The sequence below is a fragment of the Bradyrhizobium sp. CIR18 genome, assembly GCF_014198295.1.
In the GTDB taxonomy this organism is placed as follows: Bacteria; Pseudomonadota; Alphaproteobacteria; order Rhizobiales; family Xanthobacteraceae; genus Bradyrhizobium.
Genome location: NZ_JACIHF010000006.1, coordinates 224119 through 243689 on the forward strand (window position 1 = coordinate 224119; position 19571 = coordinate 243689).

Below are 19571 nucleotides of genomic sequence, written 5' to 3' on the forward strand. Positions count from 1 at the left end.
CCTCGCCTATCTCTCCATACAGTTATGTATGGTGAGATAGGCGCTGGCCTGCGGCCTGTCAATACACTAGTGTATGGTTCGCCTCCGGGAACCCGAGATGACCGAACAGCTCTCCGCCGACGACTGGATCAAGGAAGGTCTCAAGGCGCTGGCCAAAAGCGGCTTCACCGCGCTCAAGGCCGATCCGCTGGCAAAATCCATGGGGGTGTCGCGCGGCAGCTTCTATTGGCATTTCGCCGATCTCGGCGCGTTCCAGGCCGCCGTGCTGAAGCGCTGGCGCGAGATCGCGGCCGAGCAGATCATCGCCGATGTCGAAGCCGCCGGCGACGAACCGCTCAAGGCGCTGCTGCGGAGGTCATTCGGCGCGCGGCTCGAGCTCGAGCGCGCGGTACGCAATTGGGCGGCCTTCGATGCGGCCGCGCAAGGGGCCGTGCGCGCGATCGACCGCCGCCGGCTCGACTATATCGAGGGGCTGCTGGAAAAACGCGGGCTCACCCCGGCAATTGCGCAGGCCCGGGCGCAGATCCTGTATTGGACGTTCCTCGGCTTCGCCCTGTCAGGCGCGCCGGTGCCGGCAGCACGGCTCCAGGCCCTGCTCGACGAGGTCTTGACGATGATCGCAGCCTGAGCCCGCGATGGGCGGACGCGAATTTCTGTGCTAGAGGCAAGCGATGCCGGAGACCCCAATGAACGCGCCTACCGAACGTCCCGAAGCCAGCGTCGATCCCAAATTGCTGGAGATTCTGGTCTGCCCGCTGACCAAGGGCCCGCTGGAGTTCGATTCCGCGAAGCAGGAGCTGATCTCGCGCAGCGCCAAGCTGGCTTATCCGATCCGTGACGGCATCCCGATCATGCTGCCGGAAGAGGCAAGAAAGATCGATTGAGGTCGTGACGACTGCCCCGGATTACGCTTCGCTCCATCCGGGCTACGAAGTTGGTGTGCGATAGCCGCGCAACATCCTCGGTGTCGTCCTGGCGAAAGCCAGGACCCATAACCACCGAATTGCGTTGTTGTACGCGCTGGTAACTCCGAGTCCTCGCAACGCTCTTGCTGCCGAGTATGGGTCCCGGCCTTCGCCGGGACGACGACGGGGTGTGTGGCGCCAGCGAAACCTACAACGCCTCGCCCTTCAGCAGCCGCGGCACCTCGCCCGTCAATCCCGCGGCCTGGCGGATGAAGAGGTTCTTCAGCGGCGGGGCGCGGTCGACGAGGCCGAGGCCGATGTCGCGGACGGTGCGCAGCAGCGTCGACTGGTTGGAGAACAGGAAGTTCAGCGAGTTGGTGGCAACGCCCATCGCCATGGTGTCGAAGCGGCGCCAGCGCTGGTAACGCTCGAGCACGTCGACGGCGCCGAGATCCATGCCGAGCCGCGCGGCATCAACCACGACTTCGGCCAGCGCCGCGACATCCTTCAGCCCCATGTTGAGGCCCTGGCCCGCAATGGGATGGATGACATGCGCGGCATCGCCGACCAGCGCGAGGCGGGTGGCGATGAAGGAGCGCGCGACGAAATAGGACAGCGGAAACGCGCGCGGCTTGTCGAGCGCCTTCACCTCGCCGAGATGCAGGCCGAAACGCTGCTCGAGCTCGGCGTGAAACTCTTCGTCGCTGAGAGCAATGATGCGCGCGGCCTCAGCTCGCCGCTCGGTCCACACCAGCGACGAGCGTTTTCCCGAGAGCGGCAGGATCGCGAACGGGCCTGCCGGCAGAAAATGCTCTTCGGCGCGGCCCTCGTGATCACGCTCATGGCCGACCGTGACGACGATGCCGGATTGGTCATACTCCCAGCCATGGGTGGCAATGCTGGCGCGCTCGCGCAGCTTTGACCTCGCACCATCGGCGGCAACCAGCAGGCTGGCCGCGATGACGCTGCCGTCCCCGAGCGTCACGTCGATGCCCTCGGCGCGCGCATCGTAGGATGCGACCGTGGTGGCGCGCAGATCGATGCCCTCGGCCTCGGCACGCACCACAAGCGCATCAATCAGGCGGCGGTTCTCGACCATGTGCGCGAAGGGCTCGCCCGGCGCGACATCGCCGGCAAAATTGAGGAAGACCGGACGAGTGGCATCTTCGAGTTTCGAGTCTGTGACGACCATGTCGAGGATCGGCTGCGCCTCGCTCCTGACGTCGTCCCAGGCGCCGATCGCCTCGAACAGGCGACGGCAGGCGGCCACGATCGCGGTGGCGCGGGGGTCGCGGCTCGGCCGGGTGGCGAGCGCGGGGTCGGCGACGATGACGGGAATCTCGGGCCCGAGCCCCTGTCGCAGCGCCAGGGCCAGCGCAAGCCCTGCAAACGCGCCGCCACCAATGACAATGCTACCCTGTACCGACATACCCAAATTCCCGGTCAAATCCTGGTCTTGCTAGCAGACTTGAGGTGGGCGAAACAGTGCGGTGAAACAAGGGCGGAACGGCCCATTGTGTCATTCCGGACCATCCGCCCCGGAACGACGGCGAGAAAGCTCACTCCATGTCCAAAAGCCTGATCGACCTCATTTCGATCCTCGACCTCGAGCAGCTCGAGGTGAATCTGTTCCGGGGCAACAGCCCGAAGACCAGCTGGCAGCGGGTGTTCGGCGGCCAGGTGATCGGGCAGGCGATGGTCGCGGCCTGCCGCACGGTCGAGGGCCGGCTGCCGCATTCGCTGCACTGCTATTTCGTCCTGCCGGGCGATCCGCAGATCCCGATCATCTACCAGGTCGAACGCCTGCGCGACGGCAAGAGCTATTCGACCCGCCGCGTCACGGCGATCCAACACGGCAACGCGATCTTCTCGATCATGGTGTCGTTCCACGCCGAAGAGGAGAGTGCGTTCGACCATCAGGACAAGATGCCCGACGTGCCACCGCCGGAGAAGCTCACGGCGGAGGAGGTGGCGAAGCAGCCGATGTTCAAGGAGATGCCGGAGTTCATCCGCCGCTATTATGAATCCGATCGTCCGATCGAGCTGCGTCCGGTCGAGCTCGGCCGTTATTTCGGCCAGAAGATCGACGACGGCCGCATCCACGTCTGGATCAAGACCGCCGCGAAGCTGCCTGACGATCCAGCGCTGCACATGTGCGCGCTCGCCTACGCCTCGGACTTCTCGCTGCTGGATGCAATCATGGCACGCTATGGCCGCACGCTGTTCGACAAGCGCATGATGCCGGCCAGTCTCGACCACGCGATGTGGTTTCACCGCCCGTTCCGCGCCGACGAATGGCTGCTCTACGCGCAGGATTCGCCGAGTGCGCGCGGCGGCCGCGGCCTGACCCGCGGCTCGATCTTCAAGCCGGACGGTACGCTGGTCGCCTCTGTCGCGCAGGAAGGCTCCGTGCGCGAACGGAAGTCCTAGACATTGGCGGCAGTGCTGCGCTCAATGAGCACGAATTGCGTCGTGCCCCAGGTAAAATACCAGCGCAGCAGCCACGGGATCGGAATGATGAAAAGACAGCCGAGGCAAAACGCGACTGTGCGCCAAAGCAGATCAAGACCAGTGGCGGTGAAGACCATCTCGTGGCGCGTCCCGCTGACGTGGCGGCAAATCCACCGCGTCCACGCGGCCATGACCCAGGCCCAGCCGATGATCGTGAAGACCGCGAGGAACGTCAGGATCTGCCAGCCGACGAAGCCCCAGACGCTGCCTGTGAACGTCATCGGAATCGGCTGACCGTTCGAACTGATATTGGCGACCACCCAGCGCATGACCATCCAGGACAAGAAGGCCTGGAGTGGAATCGTCGCAAGCTGAAAGAGGTCGTGGACGAGACCCGCATAGCCCGCCAGCGCAACCGCGATGAAGACGTACCAGATATCGCCGACCTGGCCGGTGAAGCTGATGTTCGGCCGCTGCGGAACGTGAACGCGAGGGAAGAGCCAGCGGTAGTAGCCGGTGGCGGTCCAGGGCGCCGGCACCACGACGGCGTTGCCGATCACCAGCAGGATGCACCATCCCAGAAACGACCACAGCGGCAGGTCCACCGACAGCCGGCCTTTCGCGTCGCCGCTCGAAGCCACCGCCGGCGATCCACCGGGCACGAGACCGGGGACCGCGCCGGCCTTCTGCCAGCCCGTCATCCCTTCGCTCCAGACCAGCGTATCTGATCGCACGATTCCCCGAGCGATCAGATCGCGGAACTGCGGCTCCGGAAACGGACCCTTCTGCTGGCCTTCAGATGCGTGAAACCAGATTCGATTGGACATCCTGGCTGCTCGCTACCGAAAGCCAGCAGCCATCACATGGCCGCCTGCGACCCGCGCGGCGCAAGAACGGTCTCCGACGCGAACCAGTTCATGATCCAGCGATACACCCACGGAATCGGGATGATCAGGCTGCACAGGATCGCGGCGACGATGCCGCGCCACAGGATGCCGAGACCACTGCCCTTGAACACGATTTCGCGCCGCGTGCCTTCGATGCTGCGGCAGAACCAGCGCATCTGGGCTGCGGCAACCCAGGCCCAACCGATGATGGTGATGATGGAGATCCCGAACAGCAGGCTCCAGCCGATATAGGCCCAGATCGAACCCGTGAAGCTCAAGCCCAGCGGCTGTCCGTTGGAGGCGAGGTTCGCGACCATCCATTTGATCAGGAGCCAGTAGAGCACGATCTGGACGATGAAGAGCAGATTGCTCAGCAGCTGGCTGCCGACGAAAGCTAGCGCGATGGCGAGAACGATGAAGCCGAAATACCACGGCACCAGCGTCATCGCACTGCCGGTGAAGCTGAGGTTCGGCCGCCCCGGGACCTTGACGCAGGACACGATCCATTGCGTGTACCAGACGAATGCCCACGGCGCCGGAATGACGAAGATCATTCCGATCATCAAGACGATGCTGCGCCAGGTGAACTCGAGGACGCCGAAATCGACCGCCAGCGATCCCGCCACTCCGCCTCCGCCGCCGGCATAACCACCGGAGCCCATCATCGGCGGGCCGCCCGCGGGGATCATTGGCGGCGCGCCGCCGCCCCCGACCAGGCCGGGGATTTCGGCGGCCTTTTGCCAGCCGGCCATGCCCTCGGTCCACACCAGCGTATCCGGGCGCACGACGCCCTGGGCGACGAGATCGCGGAATTGCCCTTCCGGAAAGGGCCCCTGCTGCTTGCCCTCGGATGCGTAGAACCAACTCGCCATGAAGCGTCCCCTCAAAATACTTATGTACCGCTTGGCAGGCGCGGGTTCACCGCATCCATGCCAAAAATGCATTGTGAAGGATGAACGGATGCCCTGTACAGAGGCGGCCGTTCATAAGCTCAAACGTTTTTCCGCTTCAGTCTGCAACTTTTTTGTGCCATTTGCCCGGAAAGATGCCAGATTGACGCTGCGCCGGGGACATACGGCGCGGCGCATCCCGGGGAATAGGCCTGACCATGAAACTCGTCGTCGCGATCATCAAACCTTTCAAGCTCGATGAGGTCCGCCAGGCCCTGACGGCGATCGGCGTCCACGGCATGACCGTGACCGAGGTGAAGGGTTATGGCCGGCAAAAGGGCCACACCGAAATCTACCGCGGCGCCGAATATGTCGTGAACTTCCTGCCGAAGCTGCGCATCGAGATCGCGGTCGCCTCCGACGTCGCCGACAAGGCGGTCGCCGTGATCACCTCGACCGCGCGCACCGGGCAGATCGGCGACGGCAAGATCTTCGTCACGCCGATCGACCACGCGCTGCGCATCCGCACCGGCGAGACCGACAGCGACGCGCTCTAGATCTTAGTTTTTGACGCGTTTTCTTCACGCGAACCGATATCCACTTCGCTTGAAAACGCTTTGATCTTCTTCGATCGCACCGGGCAACGACGCCACAATGTGCGACGCCAATTGATGCCGGGGGGAACGACATGGCGGGATATTTGCGCCGCGCAGCTGCCATGGCTGCGCCGATCGGACTTGTGTCGATCATGGCTTCGCCGGCGCGCGCCGCGGCCTCCGAGATCAACACGGCCGACACCGCCTGGATGATCGTCGCCACCGCGCTGGTGCTGATGATGACGATCCCGGGCCTGGCGCTGTTCTATTCCGGCATGGTGCGCAAGAAGAACGTGCTCGCCACCATGGCGCAGAGCCTCGCCGCCGTGACTTTGATCTCCATTCTCTGGGTCGCGTTCGGCTATTCGCTGTGCTTCGTCGGCGACGGCCCGTGGATCGGCACGCTCGACCGCTGGTTTCTCGCCGGCATGACCATGGACAGCGTCAACCCGGCCGCGAAGACCATCCCGGAAGCGCTGTTCATGCTGTACCAGATGACCTTTGCCATCATCACGGTGGCGCTGGTCGCGGGCTCGGTCGCCGACCGGATGCGGTTCTCCGCCTATCTCCTGTTCTCGGTCGCCTGGTTCATCTTCGTCTACATTCCGCTGGCGCATTGGGTGTGGGGCGGCGGCTTCCTCAACAGCATGGGCGTGCTGGATTTCGCCGGCGGTCTCGTGGTGCATCTGTCGGCCGGCACCGGCGGCCTCGTTGCGGCAAAGGTGATGGGGCGCCGTCACGGCTACGGCACCGAAAATCTCTCGCCGTTCGATCTTTCGCTCGCGGTGATGGGCACCGGCCTGTTGTGGGTCGGCTGGTTCGGTTTCAACGGCGGCTCGGCGGGCGCGGCCAATTCACGCGCCGTAATGGCGATCATCGCGACCCATCTTGCCGCCTGCTCCGGCGCGCTGACCTGGGGCGCGATCGAGTGGTCGACGCGGCGCAAGCCGTCCGTGCTCGGCATGATTTCCGGCGCGGTGGCCGGGCTCGGCACCATCACGCCGGCCTCCGGCTTCGTCGCACCCTGGCACGGCATCGTCATCGGCATCATTGCGGGGGCGGTTTGCTATTGGGCCTGCACCTGGCTGAAGCATCGCTTCAACTATGACGATTCGCTCGACGTGTTCGGCGTCCACGGCATCGGCGGCCTCACCGGGACCCTGCTCGCCGGCGTGTTCGCGACCAGCGCCATCGGCGGCACCGCCGGCCTGGTGGAGGGCCACCCGCAGCAACTCCTGATCCAGTTCTATGGCGTCGCCGTCACCTTCGTCTGGTCGGCTGGCCTGAGCTTCATCCTGCTCAAGCTGGTCGGCCTGTTCGTGCCCTTGCGCGTATCCCGTGAGCACGAACTCGAGGGGCTCGATATTTCGCAGCACGGCGAAGCCCTGCAATAAGCGGCGACGCTACTCAATTACCTCTACACTGCCCGGCGCATGAGCAATATTGTGTCGGCAGCCTGTCATGCTCGCATTTTGAGCAGGCATGACCACGTTTTGGGCGCGACGGAATAGCGCACTGCACCGCAATACGCGTTCATCGCGAAAACACCCGTTTTCATAGTCCGTTAGGCAATGCGCCCGATCTGGCACGGCATTTGATTCTAAGGGTCCAGGCTGTGCCCGCGTAGTGAACTTTCTCCCTCGTGGCGAACCAGTCGAGAACGCCCGGCCACGTCCGGACCGGGCCCAAGCGGGGATAGGACCCATGAAAATTGTTATGGCGATTATCAAGCCATTCAAGCTGGAAGAAGTCCGTGACGCCCTGACCGCCATCGGCGTTCACGGTCTCACGGTGACGGAAGTCAAGGGATATGGCCGCCAGAAGGGCCATACGGAAATCTATCGCGGCGCCGAATATGCCGTGAGCTTCCTGCCCAAGATCAAGATCGAGGTCGCTGTCGCCTCCGATCAGGTCGACAAGACTATCGACGCCATCACGTCCGCCGCGAAAACCGGACAGATCGGCGACGGCAAGATCTTCGTCATCAACCTCGACCACGCGGTGCGCATCCGCACCGGCGAGGCCGATGCCGCGGCCCTTTGATTTCGCGCTCAACCTTTATCCAATCAGGAGTGAATAATATGACGTTCAAGCGTCCCTATGGCGCGGGATTGGCGGCTCTCGCAGTCGGCCTGTTCGCTGCGACCGCGGCCTACGCCGAGCCAACGGTCAACAAGGGAGACAACGCCTGGATGCTGACATCGACAGTGCTGGTGCTGTTGATGACGATCCCCGGCCTCGCGCTGTTCTACGGCGGTCTCGTCCGTTCCAAGAACATGCTCTCCGTCCTGATGCAGGTGTTCTACACCGTCTGCGTCGTCACCGTGATCTGGGCCGTGTACGGCTACAGCCTCACCTTCACCGGCGGTTCCGACTTCATCGGCGGCTTCTCCAAGGCCTTCATGATGGGCGTCACCACCGATACGAAGGCCGCGACCTTCTCGGTCGACGCCAACATCTCGGAGCTCATCTATGTGTGCTTCCAGATGACCTTCGCGGCGATCACGCCCGCCCTCATCGTCGGCGCCTTCGCCGAGCGCATGAAGTTCTCGGCGATCGCCCTGTTCATCCCGCTCTGGGTCACGCTGATTTACTTCCCGATCGCGCACATGGTCTGGTACTGGCAGGGTCCGGACCTGATCCAGGATGCGGCCAAGGCGCTCGCTGCTGCCACTGATGCGGCCGCGAAGACCGCGGCGCAGGCCAAGCTCGACGAGATTAATGCCGACGCCGGCTGGATCTTCAAGAAGGGCGCGATCGACTTCGCGGGCGGCACCGTGGTGCACATCAACGCCGGCATCGCAGGCCTCGTCGGCGCTCTCCTGATCGGCAAGCGCGTCGGCTACGGCAAGGAGCTGATGGCCCCGCACTCGCTGACCATGTCGATGATCGGCGCCTCGCTGCTCTGGGTCGGCTGGTTCGGCTTCAACGCCGGCTCCAACCTCGAAGCCAATGGCGGCGCCGCCCTCGCCATGACCAACTCCTTCGTCGCCACCGCAGCCGCCGCGCTGTCGTGGATGTTCGCGGAGTGGATCATCAAGGGTCACCCGTCGGTGCTCGGCGTCATCTCCGGCGCTGTCGCGGGCCTCGTGGCGGTCACCCCTGCGGCCGGCTACTCCGGCGTCATGGGCGCGATCGTCCTCGGCCTCATCGTCGGCGTGGTCTGCCTGTTCTTCTGCACCGTCGTGAAGAACGCGCTCGGCTACGATGACAGCCTCGACGTGTTCGGCGTGCACTGCGTCGGCGGCATCGTCGGCGCCATCGGCACCGGCATCCTCGTCAACCCCGCCCTCGGTGGCGCTGGCGTCATGGACTACACCGCGATCCCGCCGAAGGTCGGCGACTACGACTTCGCGGCGCAGATGATGTCCCAGATCTGGGGCGTCGGCACCACGCTGGTGTGGTCGGGCATCGGTTCGGCGATCCTCTACAAGGTCGTCGACGTGATCGTTGGGCTGCGGACCAATGTCGAGAGCGAGCGTGAAGGCCTCGACATCACCGAGCACACCGAGCGCGCCTACAACATGTAAGTCTCCTCCCGGGCGCGGTCTCCCCGGAGACCACGTCCAGAACTACGGTTCGGGCACATACCCGGCAATGCCCTGACCGTTGAGGGGCTCCAGCGCAAGCTGGAGCCCCTTTCTTTTTGGCAGGGTGCTTTTTGATTTCACAGCCAAGAAAAGGATTGCCATTCCGCACCGCCGGCGCAGAAATATCGACCACAAGAAACGATAATCGGGGAGGTCGTCATGCGCTTGGAAGGCGGATGCTATTGCGGCGAAGTGCGTTACAAAGCCGAAGGTGATCCGATGATGCAGGCCCAGTGTCATTGCCGCGAGTGCCAGTACATCTCGGGCGGCGCACCCAACACCTTCATCGCGATGCCGGTGGCCGGCTTCAGCTACACCCTGGGGCAGCCCAAGCAGTTCACGCGCAAGGATCTCGAACGCGCCGTCACGCGCGAATTCTGCGCCGAATGCGGCACCCATCTGGTGACCAAGGTTCCAGGACTGCCGGCGGTGGTCGTGAAGGTCGGCACGCTGGATGATCCGACCCAGTTCCATCCGCAGATGGCGATCTACACCTGCGACATCCAGGAATTCCATGCGATCCCGGCGGGCATGAAGACATTCGAGAAGCTGCCGGGGCGCTGAAGTTCGAATCAAACCAAGGTGACGGTGCGCTCCCTCTCCCGCTTGCGGGGGAGGGCGGGGTGGGGGTGCCTCCGCGGGCGAGAACCCCAAGAGGAGAGAGCCCTCACCCGGCGCTACGCGCCGACCTCTCCCGCAAGCGGGAGAGGTTGGGGGCCTCGCATCCCGTTGTTATCCGGCCTCATTATTCCTGCTCTGGACGGACCCGCCCGCCGATGGTTAATCGCGTCTTAACCTCGCCCTATCTATGGTGAACTGAACCGCTTCCCGCCGGGGCCTTCGCGCGACCGGCTGTTCCGAGAGTGCTGGCGCCCAGAATGGTCATGACCGCTTCATCCCGTGCGCCACAGGCCAGTGGAAGCTCCGATACCGGACGCTCGCCCTTCGTCCGGCTGAACGAGCTGCTGGCGCCGCATCAACCCGGCAAACCCTTGATTTCGCTTGCGGTCGGCGAGCCGCAGCACCCCGTGCCTGATTTCGTCGACCCGGTGCTGGCCAAGCACATCGCCGATTTCGGCCGCTACCCGATGAATCAGGGCACCGACCCGTTCCGCCAGGCCGCGAGCGCTTGGCTGTCGTCGCGCTTCAAGCTGCCGCGACCGCTCGACCCCAAGAGCGAGATGCTCGTCCTCAATGGCAGCCGCGAGGGGCTGTTCCTCGCCGCGATCGCGGCCGTCCGCTATGTCGGCCCGCGCCCCGGCAAACCGGCGATCCTGATGCCGAACCCGTTCTATCCGGTCTACGGCGCCGGCGCGGGTGCTGCAGCGTGCGAACCGGTGTACCTGCCGACCACGGTCGAGAACGGCTTCCTGCCTGACCTCGATGCCATCGACGAGGCGACGCTGGCGCGCACGGTGGCATTCTATCTGGCCTCCCCCGCCAATCCGCAGGGCTCGGTCGCCTCGCGTGACTACTTCACGCGCCTGAAGAGCCTCGCCGATCGCTACGGCTTCATGGTCCTCAGCGACGAATGCTATTCGGAGATCTATACCCGCGAAGCGCCGGGCAGTGCGCTCGAATGCGCCGGCCCCGATTTCACCCGCGTGGCTGCGTTCCAGTCACTGTCGAAGCGCTCCAACCTGCCGGGCCTGCGCGTCGGCTTTGCCGCCGGCGACAAGAAATTCATCGGCATGTTCCTGGAGCTGCGCAACATCGCGGCGCCGCAGGTGCCGGTGCCGCTACAGCATGTCGCGACCTTTGCCTATGGCGACGAGGCGCATGTCGAGGAGAACCGCCGGCTCTACCGGATCAAGTTCGATCTCGCCGACCAGATCATCGGCAACCGCTACGGCTATCGCCGGCCTGATGCCGGCTTCTGCGTCTGGCTCAACACGTCCGAGATTGGAGATGACGTGTCGGTGACGCTGAAACTCTTCAAGGAAGCAGGCGTGCGCGTGGTGCCCGGCAGCTTTCTGGCGCGGCAACAGCCCGACGGCTTCAATCCCGGTGCAGGCTATATTCGCCTGGCGCTGGTGCAGGATGGCGAGACCACGGCGCAGGCGCTGCACCGGCTGGTCGAGACTCTGGGTTAGGCGGGGCCCATGAGCATGTCGGCAATCGAACGTGTCATTCCACTGGTCGGCCATCTGCCGCCCTCGATCCGCGAGGGGCTGGCGCGGCGCGTGCGCGAGCTCACCGGCTTCGGCCTGATCGCGTTGTCGGGCGTCGCCTCGGCAGCGCTGATGACCTGGTCGGTGCAGGACCCCAGCCTGAGCCACGCGACCTCGAGGCCGATCCGCAACATTCTCGGTTATGCCGGCGCGATCGGCGCCGACCTTGCGATGCAGATCCTCGGGCTCGGCGCCATCATGCTGGTCCTGACCGTCGCGGTCTGGGGCTGGCGCATGATGACCCACCGCCCGTTCGACCGCGAGGCGCTGCGGCTCGGCTCCTGGATTCTCTGCACGGTGATCGCGGCAGGCTTCGTCAGCTGCTGGCCGCATGGCGGCGCATGGCCGCTGCCGACCGGCCTCGGCGGCGTGGTCGGCGATGCGCTCGTACGCGCGCCCGCAGTGATTTTCGGGCCGGCCGGCACGATCTATCGCATCGTGCTGGGCACGATCCTGTTCGCTGCGATGGCCGCGACATTCCTGATCGCATGCGGTCTTGGCGCCCGCGAGCACGACGACGAGCTCTCGGAGATCGAGGACGACGACAAGCCGCTCGACGAGGACGAGGAGAACGATCGCGGCTCGGTGTCGCTGGGCTGGCTGTTCCATGCGCTGATGAGCACGAAGGCGCGGCTGATCTGGCTGTGCGGTGCCGCTTACCGCTCGCTGGTCTCGAGCGGCCCGAAGACCAAGGCCGTCGCGTTCAGCCGCCAGGAGCCGAATCTGGGCGGCGGCCGCGCCGCACCCTCGATCTCGCCGCAGTCCGAGGACGAGGACTACGAGGACCAGCACGAGGAAGAGGAAGAAGACGAGGAGGAAGAGGAGGAGCCCGCCGCGCGCGCCCCGCGCAAGAAGGCCGCCCCGAAAGCCGCCGCGAAGAAATCCTCCGACAAGTTCGAGCTTCCGTCCGTCTCCGTGCTGGCCGCGCCCAAGGCCGGCGATCGCCAGCCGCTCAGCAAGGCCGAGCTGGAAGCCAATTCGCGTTCCCTTGAAGGCGTGCTCCAGGACTTTGGCGTGCGCGGCGAGATCGTCAAAGCCAATCCGGGCCCCGTGGTCACGCTGTACGAGCTCGAGCCGGCGCCCGGCATCAAATCGTCGCGCGTGATCGGGCTTGCCGACGACATCGCCCGCTCGATGAGCGCGCTGTCGGCGCGTGTCGCCGTCGTGCCCGGCCGCAACGCCATCGGCATCGAGCTGCCGAACGCGCATCGCGAAAAGGTCTATCTGCGCGAGCTGCTGATCGCCAAGGAAGCCACCGAGACGGTGGCGAAGCTGCCGCTCTGCCTCGGCAAGACCATCGGCGGCGATCCTGTGATCATCGACCTCGCGCGCACGCCGCACATGCTGATCGCCGGCACCACCGGCTCCGGCAAATCGGTCGCCATCAACACCATGATCCTCAGCCTGGTCTACCGGCTGCGTCCGGACCAGTGCCGCCTGATCATGGTCGATCCGAAGATGCTCGAACTCTCCGTCTATGACGGCATTCCCCATCTGCTCACGCCCGTCGTGACCGACCCGAAGAAGGCGGTGGTCGCGTTGAAATGGGCCGTGCGCGAGATGGAAGAGCGCTACAAGAACATGGCCAAGCTCGGTGTGCGCAACATCGACGGCTACAACACGCGCCTGCTCGAATTGAAGGCCAAGGGCGAAGAGCCGACGCGCACGGTTCACACCGGCTTCGACAAGGAAACCGGCAAGGCGATCTACGAGGAAGAGAAGCTCTCGCTCGATCCGCTGCCCTACATCGTCATCATCGTCGACGAAATGGCCGACCTGATGATGGTCGCCGGCAAGGACATCGAAGGCGCGGTGCAGCGCCTCGCGCAGATGGCGCGCGCCGCCGGCCTGCACGTGATCCTGGCGACGCAGCGTCCGTCGGTCGACGTCATCACCGGCACCATCAAGGCGAACTTCCCGACCCGCATCGCCTTCCAGGTGACGTCCAAGATCGACAGCCGCACCATTCTGGGCGAGATGGGCGCCGAGCAGTTGCTCGGCCAGGGCGACATGCTCTACATGGCGGGCGGCGGCCGCATCAGCCGCGTGCACGGACCTTTCGCCTCCGACGACGAAGTCGAGAAGGTGGTGCGTCACCTCAAGACGCAGGGCCAGCCGGAATATCTCGAAGCCGTCACGGCCGAAGAGCCCACCGAAGACGAGGACGGTGCGGTGTTCGACGCCACCGGCATGGGTGGCGATGGCGGCGGCGACCTCTTCCAGCAGGCCGTTGCGATCGTCAAACGCGACCGTAAGGCCTCGACCAGCTACATCCAGCGCCGCCTGCAGATCGGCTATAACCGCGCCGCATCCTTGATGGAGCGCATGGAACTGGAAGGCATCGTCGGACCCGCCAACCACGCCGGCAAACGCGAGATTCTGGTCGAGGAAGAAGACAGCCATATGTGAGGCAGCCGCCTCCAGACATCATTTCACGCGAAATCGTTATCTGCTTTTGCCCGAAATCACGCTAAAAGACGCCCAGCCACGTTAGGACGACGCGTTGATCAGACATCCGGACATTCGATTCGCTGCCACCATTGCTGCGCGAAGCGCGCGCGTGGCCGGCGTGCTTCTCGTCACCGCTGCGATGGTGACGGCGTCCTCGTTCGCGCAGAACGTCCCGGTGCCGAAACCCGCGCCGAAGGGCCGCGACGGCGGAACGTCCGCCGGCGGCGGGCCCGCTGTCACCGGTGCGACTCAGGCGCCGCCGAATCCGGTGATCCCGGATCCGCGCCGCAACGTGCCGAGCAGCATCTTCCAGACCTTCGATGCCAACCAGAAGGCGCAGGCGGCCAAGGTCAGTGCCTATCTGTCGTCGCTGTCGACGCTGGTCGGGAATTTTGTCCAGGTCGGCCCCGACGGCAGCAAGACGCAAGGCGATTTCTACATCCAGAAACCGGGCAAGGTGCGCTTCGAATATGACGCGCCGAGCCCGATCGACATTGTCGCCGACGGATCCTCGCTGGTGGTGCGCGACCGCAAGCTCGCGACCCAGGACGTCTATCCGCTGTCGCAGACGCCGCTGCGTTTCCTGCTGTCGGATCGCATCGACCTGATGAAGGACACCAATGTCGTTGGCGTCTCGGCCGACGACGTCTTCGTCAGCGTCACCATCGAGGAGAAGCAGGCGCTGGTCGGCACCAGCCGCCTCCTCTTGATGTTCGGCGCCAAGGACGGTCAGTTGAAGCAATGGACCGTCACCGATCCGCAGGGCTACGACACCACGATCGCGGTCTACAATCTGGACTCGAGCAAGAAGCTCGATCCCGGCATGTTCAAGATCGATTTCACCAATTACGGCCCGGCACCGGGATAGGTCTCGTAGGGTGGGTAAAGGCGCACTTGCGCCGTGCCCACGATCTCTCGCCTCATGGCAGGCACGTGGGCACGCTTCGCTTTGCCCACCCTACGAGAGCGCGCTGTGGACAAGCATTTTCCCCGCGCCAATCCATGCTAAGACGCATTTCCCATGCGTTTTTCCCTGACAACCTGGAACATCAATTCGGTGCGGCTGCGCATCGATCTGGTCGCGAAATTCCTCAAGAGCGCGCGGCCGGACGTGCTGTGCCTGCAGGAGACCAAGTGCATCGACGATGCCTTTCCGCTGAAGCGCTTCAAGCGGCTCGGCTATGAGCACGTCGCGCTGAACGGGCAGAAGGGCTATCACGGCGTCGCCATCGTCTCGAAGATTCCGTTCGAATCGACGGACATCCGCACCTTCTGCGACAAGGTGGATTCGCGTCACATCTCCGTATCGTTCGGCGAGAAGGCCAACGTCGCAAAGCCGCTGGTCGTGCATAATTTCTACGTGCCCGCCGGCGGCGACATTCCCGATCCCGCGCTGAACGAGAAGTTCGACCACAAGCTTCGCTTCCTCGACGAGATGACGGCGTGCGAGCCGTTGCATCCGCGCGGGGAGGATCGCCACATCCTGGTCGGCGATCTCAACGTCGCCCCGCACGAGAACGATGTGTGGTCGCACAAGCAGCTTCTGAAGGTGGTCTCGCACACGCCGATCGAAACCGAAAAGCTGCAGGCCGCGCTGGCCGCCGGCGAATGGGTCGACGTCGCGCGCGAGCGGATTCCGATGTCGGAAAAGGTCTACACGTGGTGGAGCTACCGCTCCGCCGACTGGACCGTCGGCGATCGCGGCCGCAGGCTCGACCACATCTGGGTCTCGCGCGCGTTGAAGGATGCGGTCAGCGATTTCAGGATTCTTCGCGATGCGCGGAGCTGGGAGCGGCCGTCGGACCACGTGCCTGTCACGGTGACGCTGGAGGTGTGAGGTCCCGTAGCCCGGATGGAGCGCAGCGAAATCCGGGACAGTTTTTCCGCACGCCAGAATCCCGGATTGCGCTGCGCTTCATCCGGGCTACGACGTCAGCTCGTCAGCTTCGCACCCGCCATCAGGATGTCACTGGCGATCTGGCTGGAACGGACCGCGAATTCATCGCGCAGCCGAACCGCTGCGGCGGGGTCGCTTTCGAGCACGCGCTGAAACAGGCTGCGTGCGACGCGGATGACGGAGGAATGCTCCAGCGCGATCGCGCTCGACGGCCGCTTCATCGGCACCACCAGCGCAAGCTCGCCGATCAGCGCGCCGGGACCTGCGATCATCTCGGCGCCGGCGCCGTCATCGACCCGAAAGGCGCCGCGCTGGACCACGAAGCCGGCATCGGCGTCGTCGCCGAGATTGAACAGGGTATCGCCGCGGACGAAGTTACGCTGCTCGGAGCCGATCGCCAGCATGCGCAACGAGGCGTCTCCCAACAGGCGCAATGTCGGGACACGCTCGAGAAGCGCTACGTCGTCGTCGATTGACATTCAGATCCGAGGCTCAAAGGCATGCGATCTAAAACGATTCGCACGCCCTTCGAGCGTATCACGGCACCAGCTTGTAGCCACCGGCTTCCGTGACCAGGATTTCCGGGTTGGCGGCATCCTTCTCGATCTTCTGGCGGAGGCGGTAGATGTGGGTTTCCAGCGTGTGGGTGGTGACGCCGGAATTATAACCCCAGACCTCCTGGAGCAGGGTCTCGCGCGAGACCGGCATCTGGCCGGCGCGGTAGAGGAAGCGGAGGATCGCGGTCTCCTTCTCCGTCAGCCGCACCTTGCGCGCATTGGCGGCGGTGAGCATCTTGGAGCCGGGCCGGAAGGAGTAGGGGCCGACCGAGAACACCGCGTCCTCGCTGGCCTCGTGCTGGCGCAGCTGGGCGCGGATGCGGGCCAGCAGGACGGCGAAACGAAAGGGCTTTGCCACATAGTCGTTGGCGCCGGATTCAAGCCCCAAAATCGTATCGGAATCGGTGTCGTGCCCGGTCAGCATGATGATCGGAGCCTTGAAGCCGCCCTTGCGCAAGGAGCGGACCACTTCGCGGCCGTCGGTGTCGGGCAGGCCGACGTCCATCAGGACGAGATCGGGAGCATTGGCCTTGGCCGCGCTCGCGCCTTTGGCGCCGGTATCGACCGCGGAAGCTTCGAATTCTTCGTGTAGCGATAATTGCTCCACCAACGTGTCGCGCAGATCGGTATCGTCATCCACGATCAGGATCTTGCGGGCATTGGCCATAGGGGGTCATCCTTTTGGGGTCCGGCTCGGCGCGCATCCATGCTGCACCCAGCCGTGAGGGGAAGTTTAGGGGTCGCCGTTATTATTGTTGTTCGTGTTGAAGTAGTGGGCTGTTACCGATTCACAAGCCAGAAGCACTCTAACTCAGAATAGCAGGCCGGTTTGATGAATGTCCTGTAATGAATTCGACATTGCACGTTCACATGAAAAATAAAGCAGCTTCAGACAGTTACACCAAGAATCGAAGCGCCGGACCGCTCTCTGTGATCCGCGTTAAGCCTGCGGCCGGCAATCCGCGCCGAGGCTGGCTGACGGCGGGATCGCTGACCATACCGGTTGCGCTGGGGCGGGGCGGCATCCTGGCCAACAAGCGCGAGGGCGACGGCGGCACCCCCAGGGGCAGCTTCCGTCCGAGGCGCTTGTGGTGGCGGGGCGACCGGCACAGCCGTCCGCAGAGCTTCCTGCCGGCCCGGATCATCACCGCAGAAGACGCCTGGTGCGAGGACCCCAGGGATCGCCATTACAACCAGGGAATCCGGCTCGACGAGGGGCAGGGCGGTGACCGGCTCAAGCGGGCGGACCATCTCTATGACTTCATCATCGAAATCGACCACAACACGCGACCGCGGGTCGCCGGCCGCGGCAGCGCGGTATTCTTGCACCTGGCCCGCGACAATTTCGGCCCGACCGCGGGCTGCGTCTCCATGACGAAATCTGCGATGCTGCAATTGCTGCGGCGATTGGGGCCACGAACAAGAATCATCATCGGGTGAGGATGCATGCTCGACAGGGATCAGATCGCGGCCGCCTCGCGCGTGCTCGTTCAACATTGGCGCGACGGCACCAAGCTAGAGGTGCTGGAGCCGCGGTTGCGGCCACAGGACCGCGCGGAGGGCTACGCCATCCAGGCCGGGCTCGAAATATTGTCGCGCGGGACATTGTTCGGCTGGAAGATCGCGGCCACGAGCGTATCAGGACAGAAGCACATCAACGTCACGGGACCGCTGGCCGGTCGCATCATGAGCGACACCGTGATCGCCGATGGCGAGACTGCGTCGATGAAGGGCAACGAGATGCGCGTCGGCGAACCTGAATTCGCCTTCCGCATGGGACGCGATCTGCCGCCGCGTGCAACGCCCTACAGCGTCGATGAGGTGCTCGCCGCCGTCGACACTTTCCATCCTGCGATCGAGATTCCCGATTCGCGGTTTGCCGATTTCGCCAGTGCGGGCGAGGCGCAGCTGATCGCCGACAATGCCTGCGCGCATCTGTTCGTGCTGGGCGCGGCGACGACTGCGAACTGGCGTGGGATGGATCTCGTCGAGGAGCGGCCAAAGATCATGCTGCGCGGCGAGCGCTATGTCGGCCACGGCAAGAACGTGCTCGGCGATCCCCGCGTAGCGCTCGCCTGGCTCGCCAATGAGCTGCGCGGACTTGGACTGATCTTGCGGGCAGGGGAGGTGGTGACCACAGGCACGTGCCATCCGCCGCTGCCGATCCAGGCCGGCGATCATCTCGCGGCGGACTTTGGCGTGCTCGGGAAGGTATCGGTGGGATTTGTGTAGACCCGACCCACTCCACCGTCGTCCCTGCGAACGCAGGACCCATAACCCCAGGGAGAAGTTTGGCGAGGATTGGGAGTTACCTGAGTTTCGCCGGTACGAAGACCACCTATCAATCGGAGATCACGCGGTATGGGTCCCTGCGTTCGCAGGGACGACAACAACTATCTATGCCCGAAGATCGCACTCCCCACGCGCACATGGGTGGCACCTAGCATGATGGCATTGGCGAAATCCGCGCTCATGCCCATCGAGAGATTGGCCAATCCATTACGCGCGGCGATCTTGGCGGTCAGCGCGAAATGCGCCGCCGGCGGCTCGTCGACCGGCGGGATGCACATCAATCCAGAGATCGTCAGCCCATAGGTGTCGCGGCAGCTGGCGAGGAAGGCGTCGGCCTCGCCGGGCGCGATGCCGGCCTTCTGCGGCTCCTCGCCGGTGTTGATCTGGACGAAGAGTTGCGGGTGCTTGTTCTGGGATTCGATTTCCTTGGCTAACGCCTGGCAAATGCTCGGACGGTCGACCGAATGGATCGCATCGAACAGCGCGACCGCCTCTTTCGCCTTGTTGGACTGCAACGGTCCGATCAGATGCAGCGCGATGCCCGAGTAAACAGACGTTAACGCAGGCCACTTGCCTTTGGCCTCCTGCACCCGATTCTCGCCGAATACGCGCTGTCCGGCGTCGATAACCGGGGTAATTGCATCCGCGGCGAAAGTCTTGGACACCGCGATCAGCGTCACGGAGGCGCGATCGCGCCGCGCATCCTTGCAGGCACGGGCGATTTCGGCTTCGACCGCGGCGAGCGCGTTTGGTGAATGGCCGGTTATCGGCGCGGCGTTGGCTTCTGTCATGACGTCGATTGGCTGTGATCCTGACCGAGGTAAGTCCAATTTTACCGAGTTCAAGAAAGAGTTTTTGAACCCTTCGCTTTACCTTGGCCGACG

Annotated in this window: 20 protein-coding genes; 14 read left to right on the forward strand and 6 right to left on the reverse strand. The window is 64.2% G+C overall.

Annotated features, from left to right (window positions below):
- Positions 1-97: 97 nt before the first annotated feature.
- Positions 98-628, forward strand: coding sequence for a TetR/AcrR family transcriptional regulator (locus tag GGD65_RS21295; protein ID WP_183236520.1), 531 nt, complete (start codon positions 98-100; stop codon positions 626-628).
- Positions 629-686: 58 nt separating this feature from the next.
- Positions 687-884 (forward strand): Trm112 family protein, encoded by a 198-nt coding sequence (locus GGD65_RS21300; protein ID WP_007598651.1) that lies wholly within the window; start codon positions 687-689, stop codon positions 882-884.
- Between the two features lie 229 nt (positions 885-1113).
- Here GGD65_RS21300 and GGD65_RS21305 read toward each other — a convergent pair whose 3' ends face one another.
- Positions 1114-2334 carry a ubiquinone biosynthesis hydroxylase gene (locus tag GGD65_RS21305; RefSeq protein ID WP_183236521.1) on the reverse strand — a complete coding sequence of 407 codons (1221 nt, stop codon included), beginning with the start codon at positions 2332-2334 and terminating at the stop codon, positions 1114-1116.
- 137 nt (positions 2335-2471) lie between these two features.
- On the opposite strand from GGD65_RS21305, the gene tesB reads away from it, so the two are divergent.
- Positions 2472-3335: an acyl-CoA thioesterase II gene (gene tesB / locus GGD65_RS21310; protein WP_018323567.1), complete on the forward strand. Its 864-nt coding sequence runs from the start codon at positions 2472-2474 to the stop codon at positions 3333-3335.
- On the opposite strand, the gene GGD65_RS21315 is transcribed toward tesB, so the two are convergent.
- Entirely contained in the window at positions 3332-4183 is an 852-nt protein-coding gene (locus GGD65_RS21315) for a DUF4339 domain-containing protein (protein WP_183236522.1), read from the reverse strand. The two genes, tesB and GGD65_RS21315, sit on opposite strands and share 4 nt — an antisense overlap.
- Before the next feature lie 32 nt (positions 4184-4215).
- Entirely contained in the window at positions 4216-5115 is a 900-nt protein-coding gene (locus GGD65_RS21320) for a DUF4339 domain-containing protein (RefSeq protein WP_018323565.1), read from the reverse strand.
- A gap of 236 nt (positions 5116-5351) precedes the next feature.
- On the opposite strand from GGD65_RS21320, the gene GGD65_RS21325 reads away from it, so the two are divergent.
- The 9 genes from GGD65_RS21325 (at position 5352) to xth (ending at position 15778) form a co-directional block, all read left to right on the forward strand.
- Positions 5352-5690: a P-II family nitrogen regulator gene (locus tag GGD65_RS21325; RefSeq protein ID WP_018323564.1), complete on the forward strand. Its 339-nt coding sequence runs from the start codon at positions 5352-5354 to the stop codon at positions 5688-5690.
- 131 nt (positions 5691-5821) lie between these two features.
- Positions 5822-7123, forward strand: coding sequence for an ammonium transporter (locus GGD65_RS21330; protein WP_183236523.1), 1302 nt, complete (start codon positions 5822-5824; stop codon positions 7121-7123).
- Positions 7124-7433: 310 nt separating this feature from the next.
- The gene (locus GGD65_RS21335; RefSeq protein ID WP_008142813.1) at positions 7434-7772 is read left to right on the forward strand and encodes a P-II family nitrogen regulator; all 339 of its coding nucleotides are present in this window, start codon (positions 7434-7436) and stop codon (positions 7770-7772) included.
- A 38-nt stretch (positions 7773-7810) separates the two neighbouring features.
- A complete protein-coding gene (locus GGD65_RS21340; RefSeq protein WP_018323562.1) occupies positions 7811-9259 on the forward strand; it encodes an ammonium transporter in 1449 nt (482 codons plus the stop codon).
- 219 nt (positions 9260-9478) lie between these two features.
- The gene (locus tag GGD65_RS21345) at positions 9479-9883 is read left to right on the forward strand and encodes a GFA family protein (protein ID WP_183236524.1); all 405 of its coding nucleotides are present in this window, start codon (positions 9479-9481) and stop codon (positions 9881-9883) included.
- A gap of 314 nt (positions 9884-10197) precedes the next feature.
- On the forward strand, positions 10198-11412 hold the full coding sequence (locus GGD65_RS21350; protein ID WP_183236525.1) for an aminotransferase class I/II-fold pyridoxal phosphate-dependent enzyme: 1215 nt from the start codon (positions 10198-10200) through the stop codon (positions 11410-11412).
- 9 nt (positions 11413-11421) lie between these two features.
- The gene (locus GGD65_RS21355) at positions 11422-13899 is read left to right on the forward strand and encodes a DNA translocase FtsK (RefSeq protein ID WP_018323559.1); all 2478 of its coding nucleotides are present in this window, start codon (positions 11422-11424) and stop codon (positions 13897-13899) included.
- A 151-nt stretch (positions 13900-14050) separates the two neighbouring features.
- The gene (locus tag GGD65_RS21360) at positions 14051-14809 is read left to right on the forward strand and encodes an outer membrane lipoprotein carrier protein LolA (protein WP_179733022.1); all 759 of its coding nucleotides are present in this window, start codon (positions 14051-14053) and stop codon (positions 14807-14809) included.
- Between the two features lie 153 nt (positions 14810-14962).
- On the forward strand, positions 14963-15778 hold the full coding sequence (gene xth, locus GGD65_RS21365; protein ID WP_183236526.1) for an exodeoxyribonuclease III: 816 nt from the start codon (positions 14963-14965) through the stop codon (positions 15776-15778).
- Positions 15779-15873: 95 nt separating this feature from the next.
- On the opposite strand, the gene GGD65_RS21370 is transcribed toward xth, so the two are convergent.
- Together GGD65_RS21370 and GGD65_RS21375 are read right to left on the reverse strand one after the other, a co-directional pair.
- The gene (locus tag GGD65_RS21370) at positions 15874-16317 is read right to left on the reverse strand and encodes a cyclic nucleotide-binding domain-containing protein (RefSeq protein WP_018323556.1); all 444 of its coding nucleotides are present in this window, start codon (positions 16315-16317) and stop codon (positions 15874-15876) included.
- A gap of 58 nt (positions 16318-16375) precedes the next feature.
- On the reverse strand, positions 16376-17062 hold the full coding sequence (locus tag GGD65_RS21375) for a response regulator transcription factor (protein ID WP_007598630.1): 687 nt from the start codon (positions 17060-17062) through the stop codon (positions 16376-16378).
- 203 nt (positions 17063-17265) lie between these two features.
- Between GGD65_RS21375 and GGD65_RS21380 the strand changes: the two genes are divergently transcribed.
- The gene (locus GGD65_RS21380; RefSeq protein WP_183236527.1) at positions 17266-17835 is read left to right on the forward strand and encodes a L,D-transpeptidase; all 570 of its coding nucleotides are present in this window, start codon (positions 17266-17268) and stop codon (positions 17833-17835) included.
- Between the two features lie 6 nt (positions 17836-17841).
- Positions 17842-18627, forward strand: coding sequence for a 2-keto-4-pentenoate hydratase (locus GGD65_RS21385; protein WP_183236528.1), 786 nt, complete (start codon positions 17842-17844; stop codon positions 18625-18627).
- A 161-nt stretch (positions 18628-18788) separates the two neighbouring features.
- Here the strand turns inward: GGD65_RS21385 and GGD65_RS21390 are convergent, their stop codons facing one another.
- Positions 18789-19478, reverse strand: coding sequence for a YggS family pyridoxal phosphate-dependent enzyme (locus tag GGD65_RS21390; RefSeq protein ID WP_183236529.1), 690 nt, complete (start codon positions 19476-19478; stop codon positions 18789-18791).
- Positions 19479-19571: the final 93 nt, after the last annotated feature.

Excerpts from the sequence above, each read along its gene's own strand:
- GGD65_RS21295 (WP_183236520.1), top strand. The coding sequence starts at position 98 with ATGACCGAACAGCTCTCCGCCGACGACTGGATCAAGGAAGGTCTCAAG.
- GGD65_RS21300 (WP_007598651.1), top strand. The coding sequence starts at position 687 with ATGAACGCGCCTACCGAACGTCCCGAAGCCAGCGTCGATCCCAAATTG.
- GGD65_RS21305 (WP_183236521.1), bottom strand. The coding sequence starts at position 2,334 with ATGTCGGTACAGGGTAGCATTGTCATTGGTGGCGGCGCGTTTGCAGGG.
- tesB (WP_018323567.1), top strand. The coding sequence starts at position 2,472 with ATGTCCAAAAGCCTGATCGACCTCATTTCGATCCTCGACCTCGAGCAG.
- GGD65_RS21315 (WP_183236522.1), bottom strand. The coding sequence starts at position 4,183 with ATGTCCAATCGAATCTGGTTTCACGCATCTGAAGGCCAGCAGAAGGGT.
- GGD65_RS21320 (WP_018323565.1), bottom strand. The coding sequence starts at position 5,115 with ATGGCGAGTTGGTTCTACGCATCCGAGGGCAAGCAGCAGGGGCCCTTT.
- GGD65_RS21325 (WP_018323564.1), top strand. The coding sequence starts at position 5,352 with ATGAAACTCGTCGTCGCGATCATCAAACCTTTCAAGCTCGATGAGGTC.
- GGD65_RS21330 (WP_183236523.1), top strand. The coding sequence starts at position 5,822 with ATGGCGGGATATTTGCGCCGCGCAGCTGCCATGGCTGCGCCGATCGGA.
- GGD65_RS21335 (WP_008142813.1), top strand. The coding sequence starts at position 7,434 with ATGAAAATTGTTATGGCGATTATCAAGCCATTCAAGCTGGAAGAAGTC.
- GGD65_RS21340 (WP_018323562.1), top strand. The coding sequence starts at position 7,811 with ATGACGTTCAAGCGTCCCTATGGCGCGGGATTGGCGGCTCTCGCAGTC.
- GGD65_RS21345 (WP_183236524.1), top strand. The coding sequence starts at position 9,479 with ATGCGCTTGGAAGGCGGATGCTATTGCGGCGAAGTGCGTTACAAAGCC.
- GGD65_RS21350 (WP_183236525.1), top strand. The coding sequence starts at position 10,198 with ATGGTCATGACCGCTTCATCCCGTGCGCCACAGGCCAGTGGAAGCTCC.
- GGD65_RS21355 (WP_018323559.1), top strand. The coding sequence starts at position 11,422 with ATGAGCATGTCGGCAATCGAACGTGTCATTCCACTGGTCGGCCATCTG.
- xth (WP_183236526.1), top strand. The coding sequence starts at position 14,963 with ATGCGTTTTTCCCTGACAACCTGGAACATCAATTCGGTGCGGCTGCGC.
- GGD65_RS21370 (WP_018323556.1), bottom strand. The coding sequence starts at position 16,317 with ATGTCAATCGACGACGACGTAGCGCTTCTCGAGCGTGTCCCGACATTG.
- GGD65_RS21375 (WP_007598630.1), bottom strand. The coding sequence starts at position 17,062 with ATGGCCAATGCCCGCAAGATCCTGATCGTGGATGACGATACCGATCTG.
- GGD65_RS21380 (WP_183236527.1), top strand. The coding sequence starts at position 17,266 with ATGAAAAATAAAGCAGCTTCAGACAGTTACACCAAGAATCGAAGCGCC.
- GGD65_RS21385 (WP_183236528.1), top strand. The coding sequence starts at position 17,842 with ATGCTCGACAGGGATCAGATCGCGGCCGCCTCGCGCGTGCTCGTTCAA.
- GGD65_RS21390 (WP_183236529.1), bottom strand. The coding sequence starts at position 19,478 with ATGACAGAAGCCAACGCCGCGCCGATAACCGGCCATTCACCAAACGCG.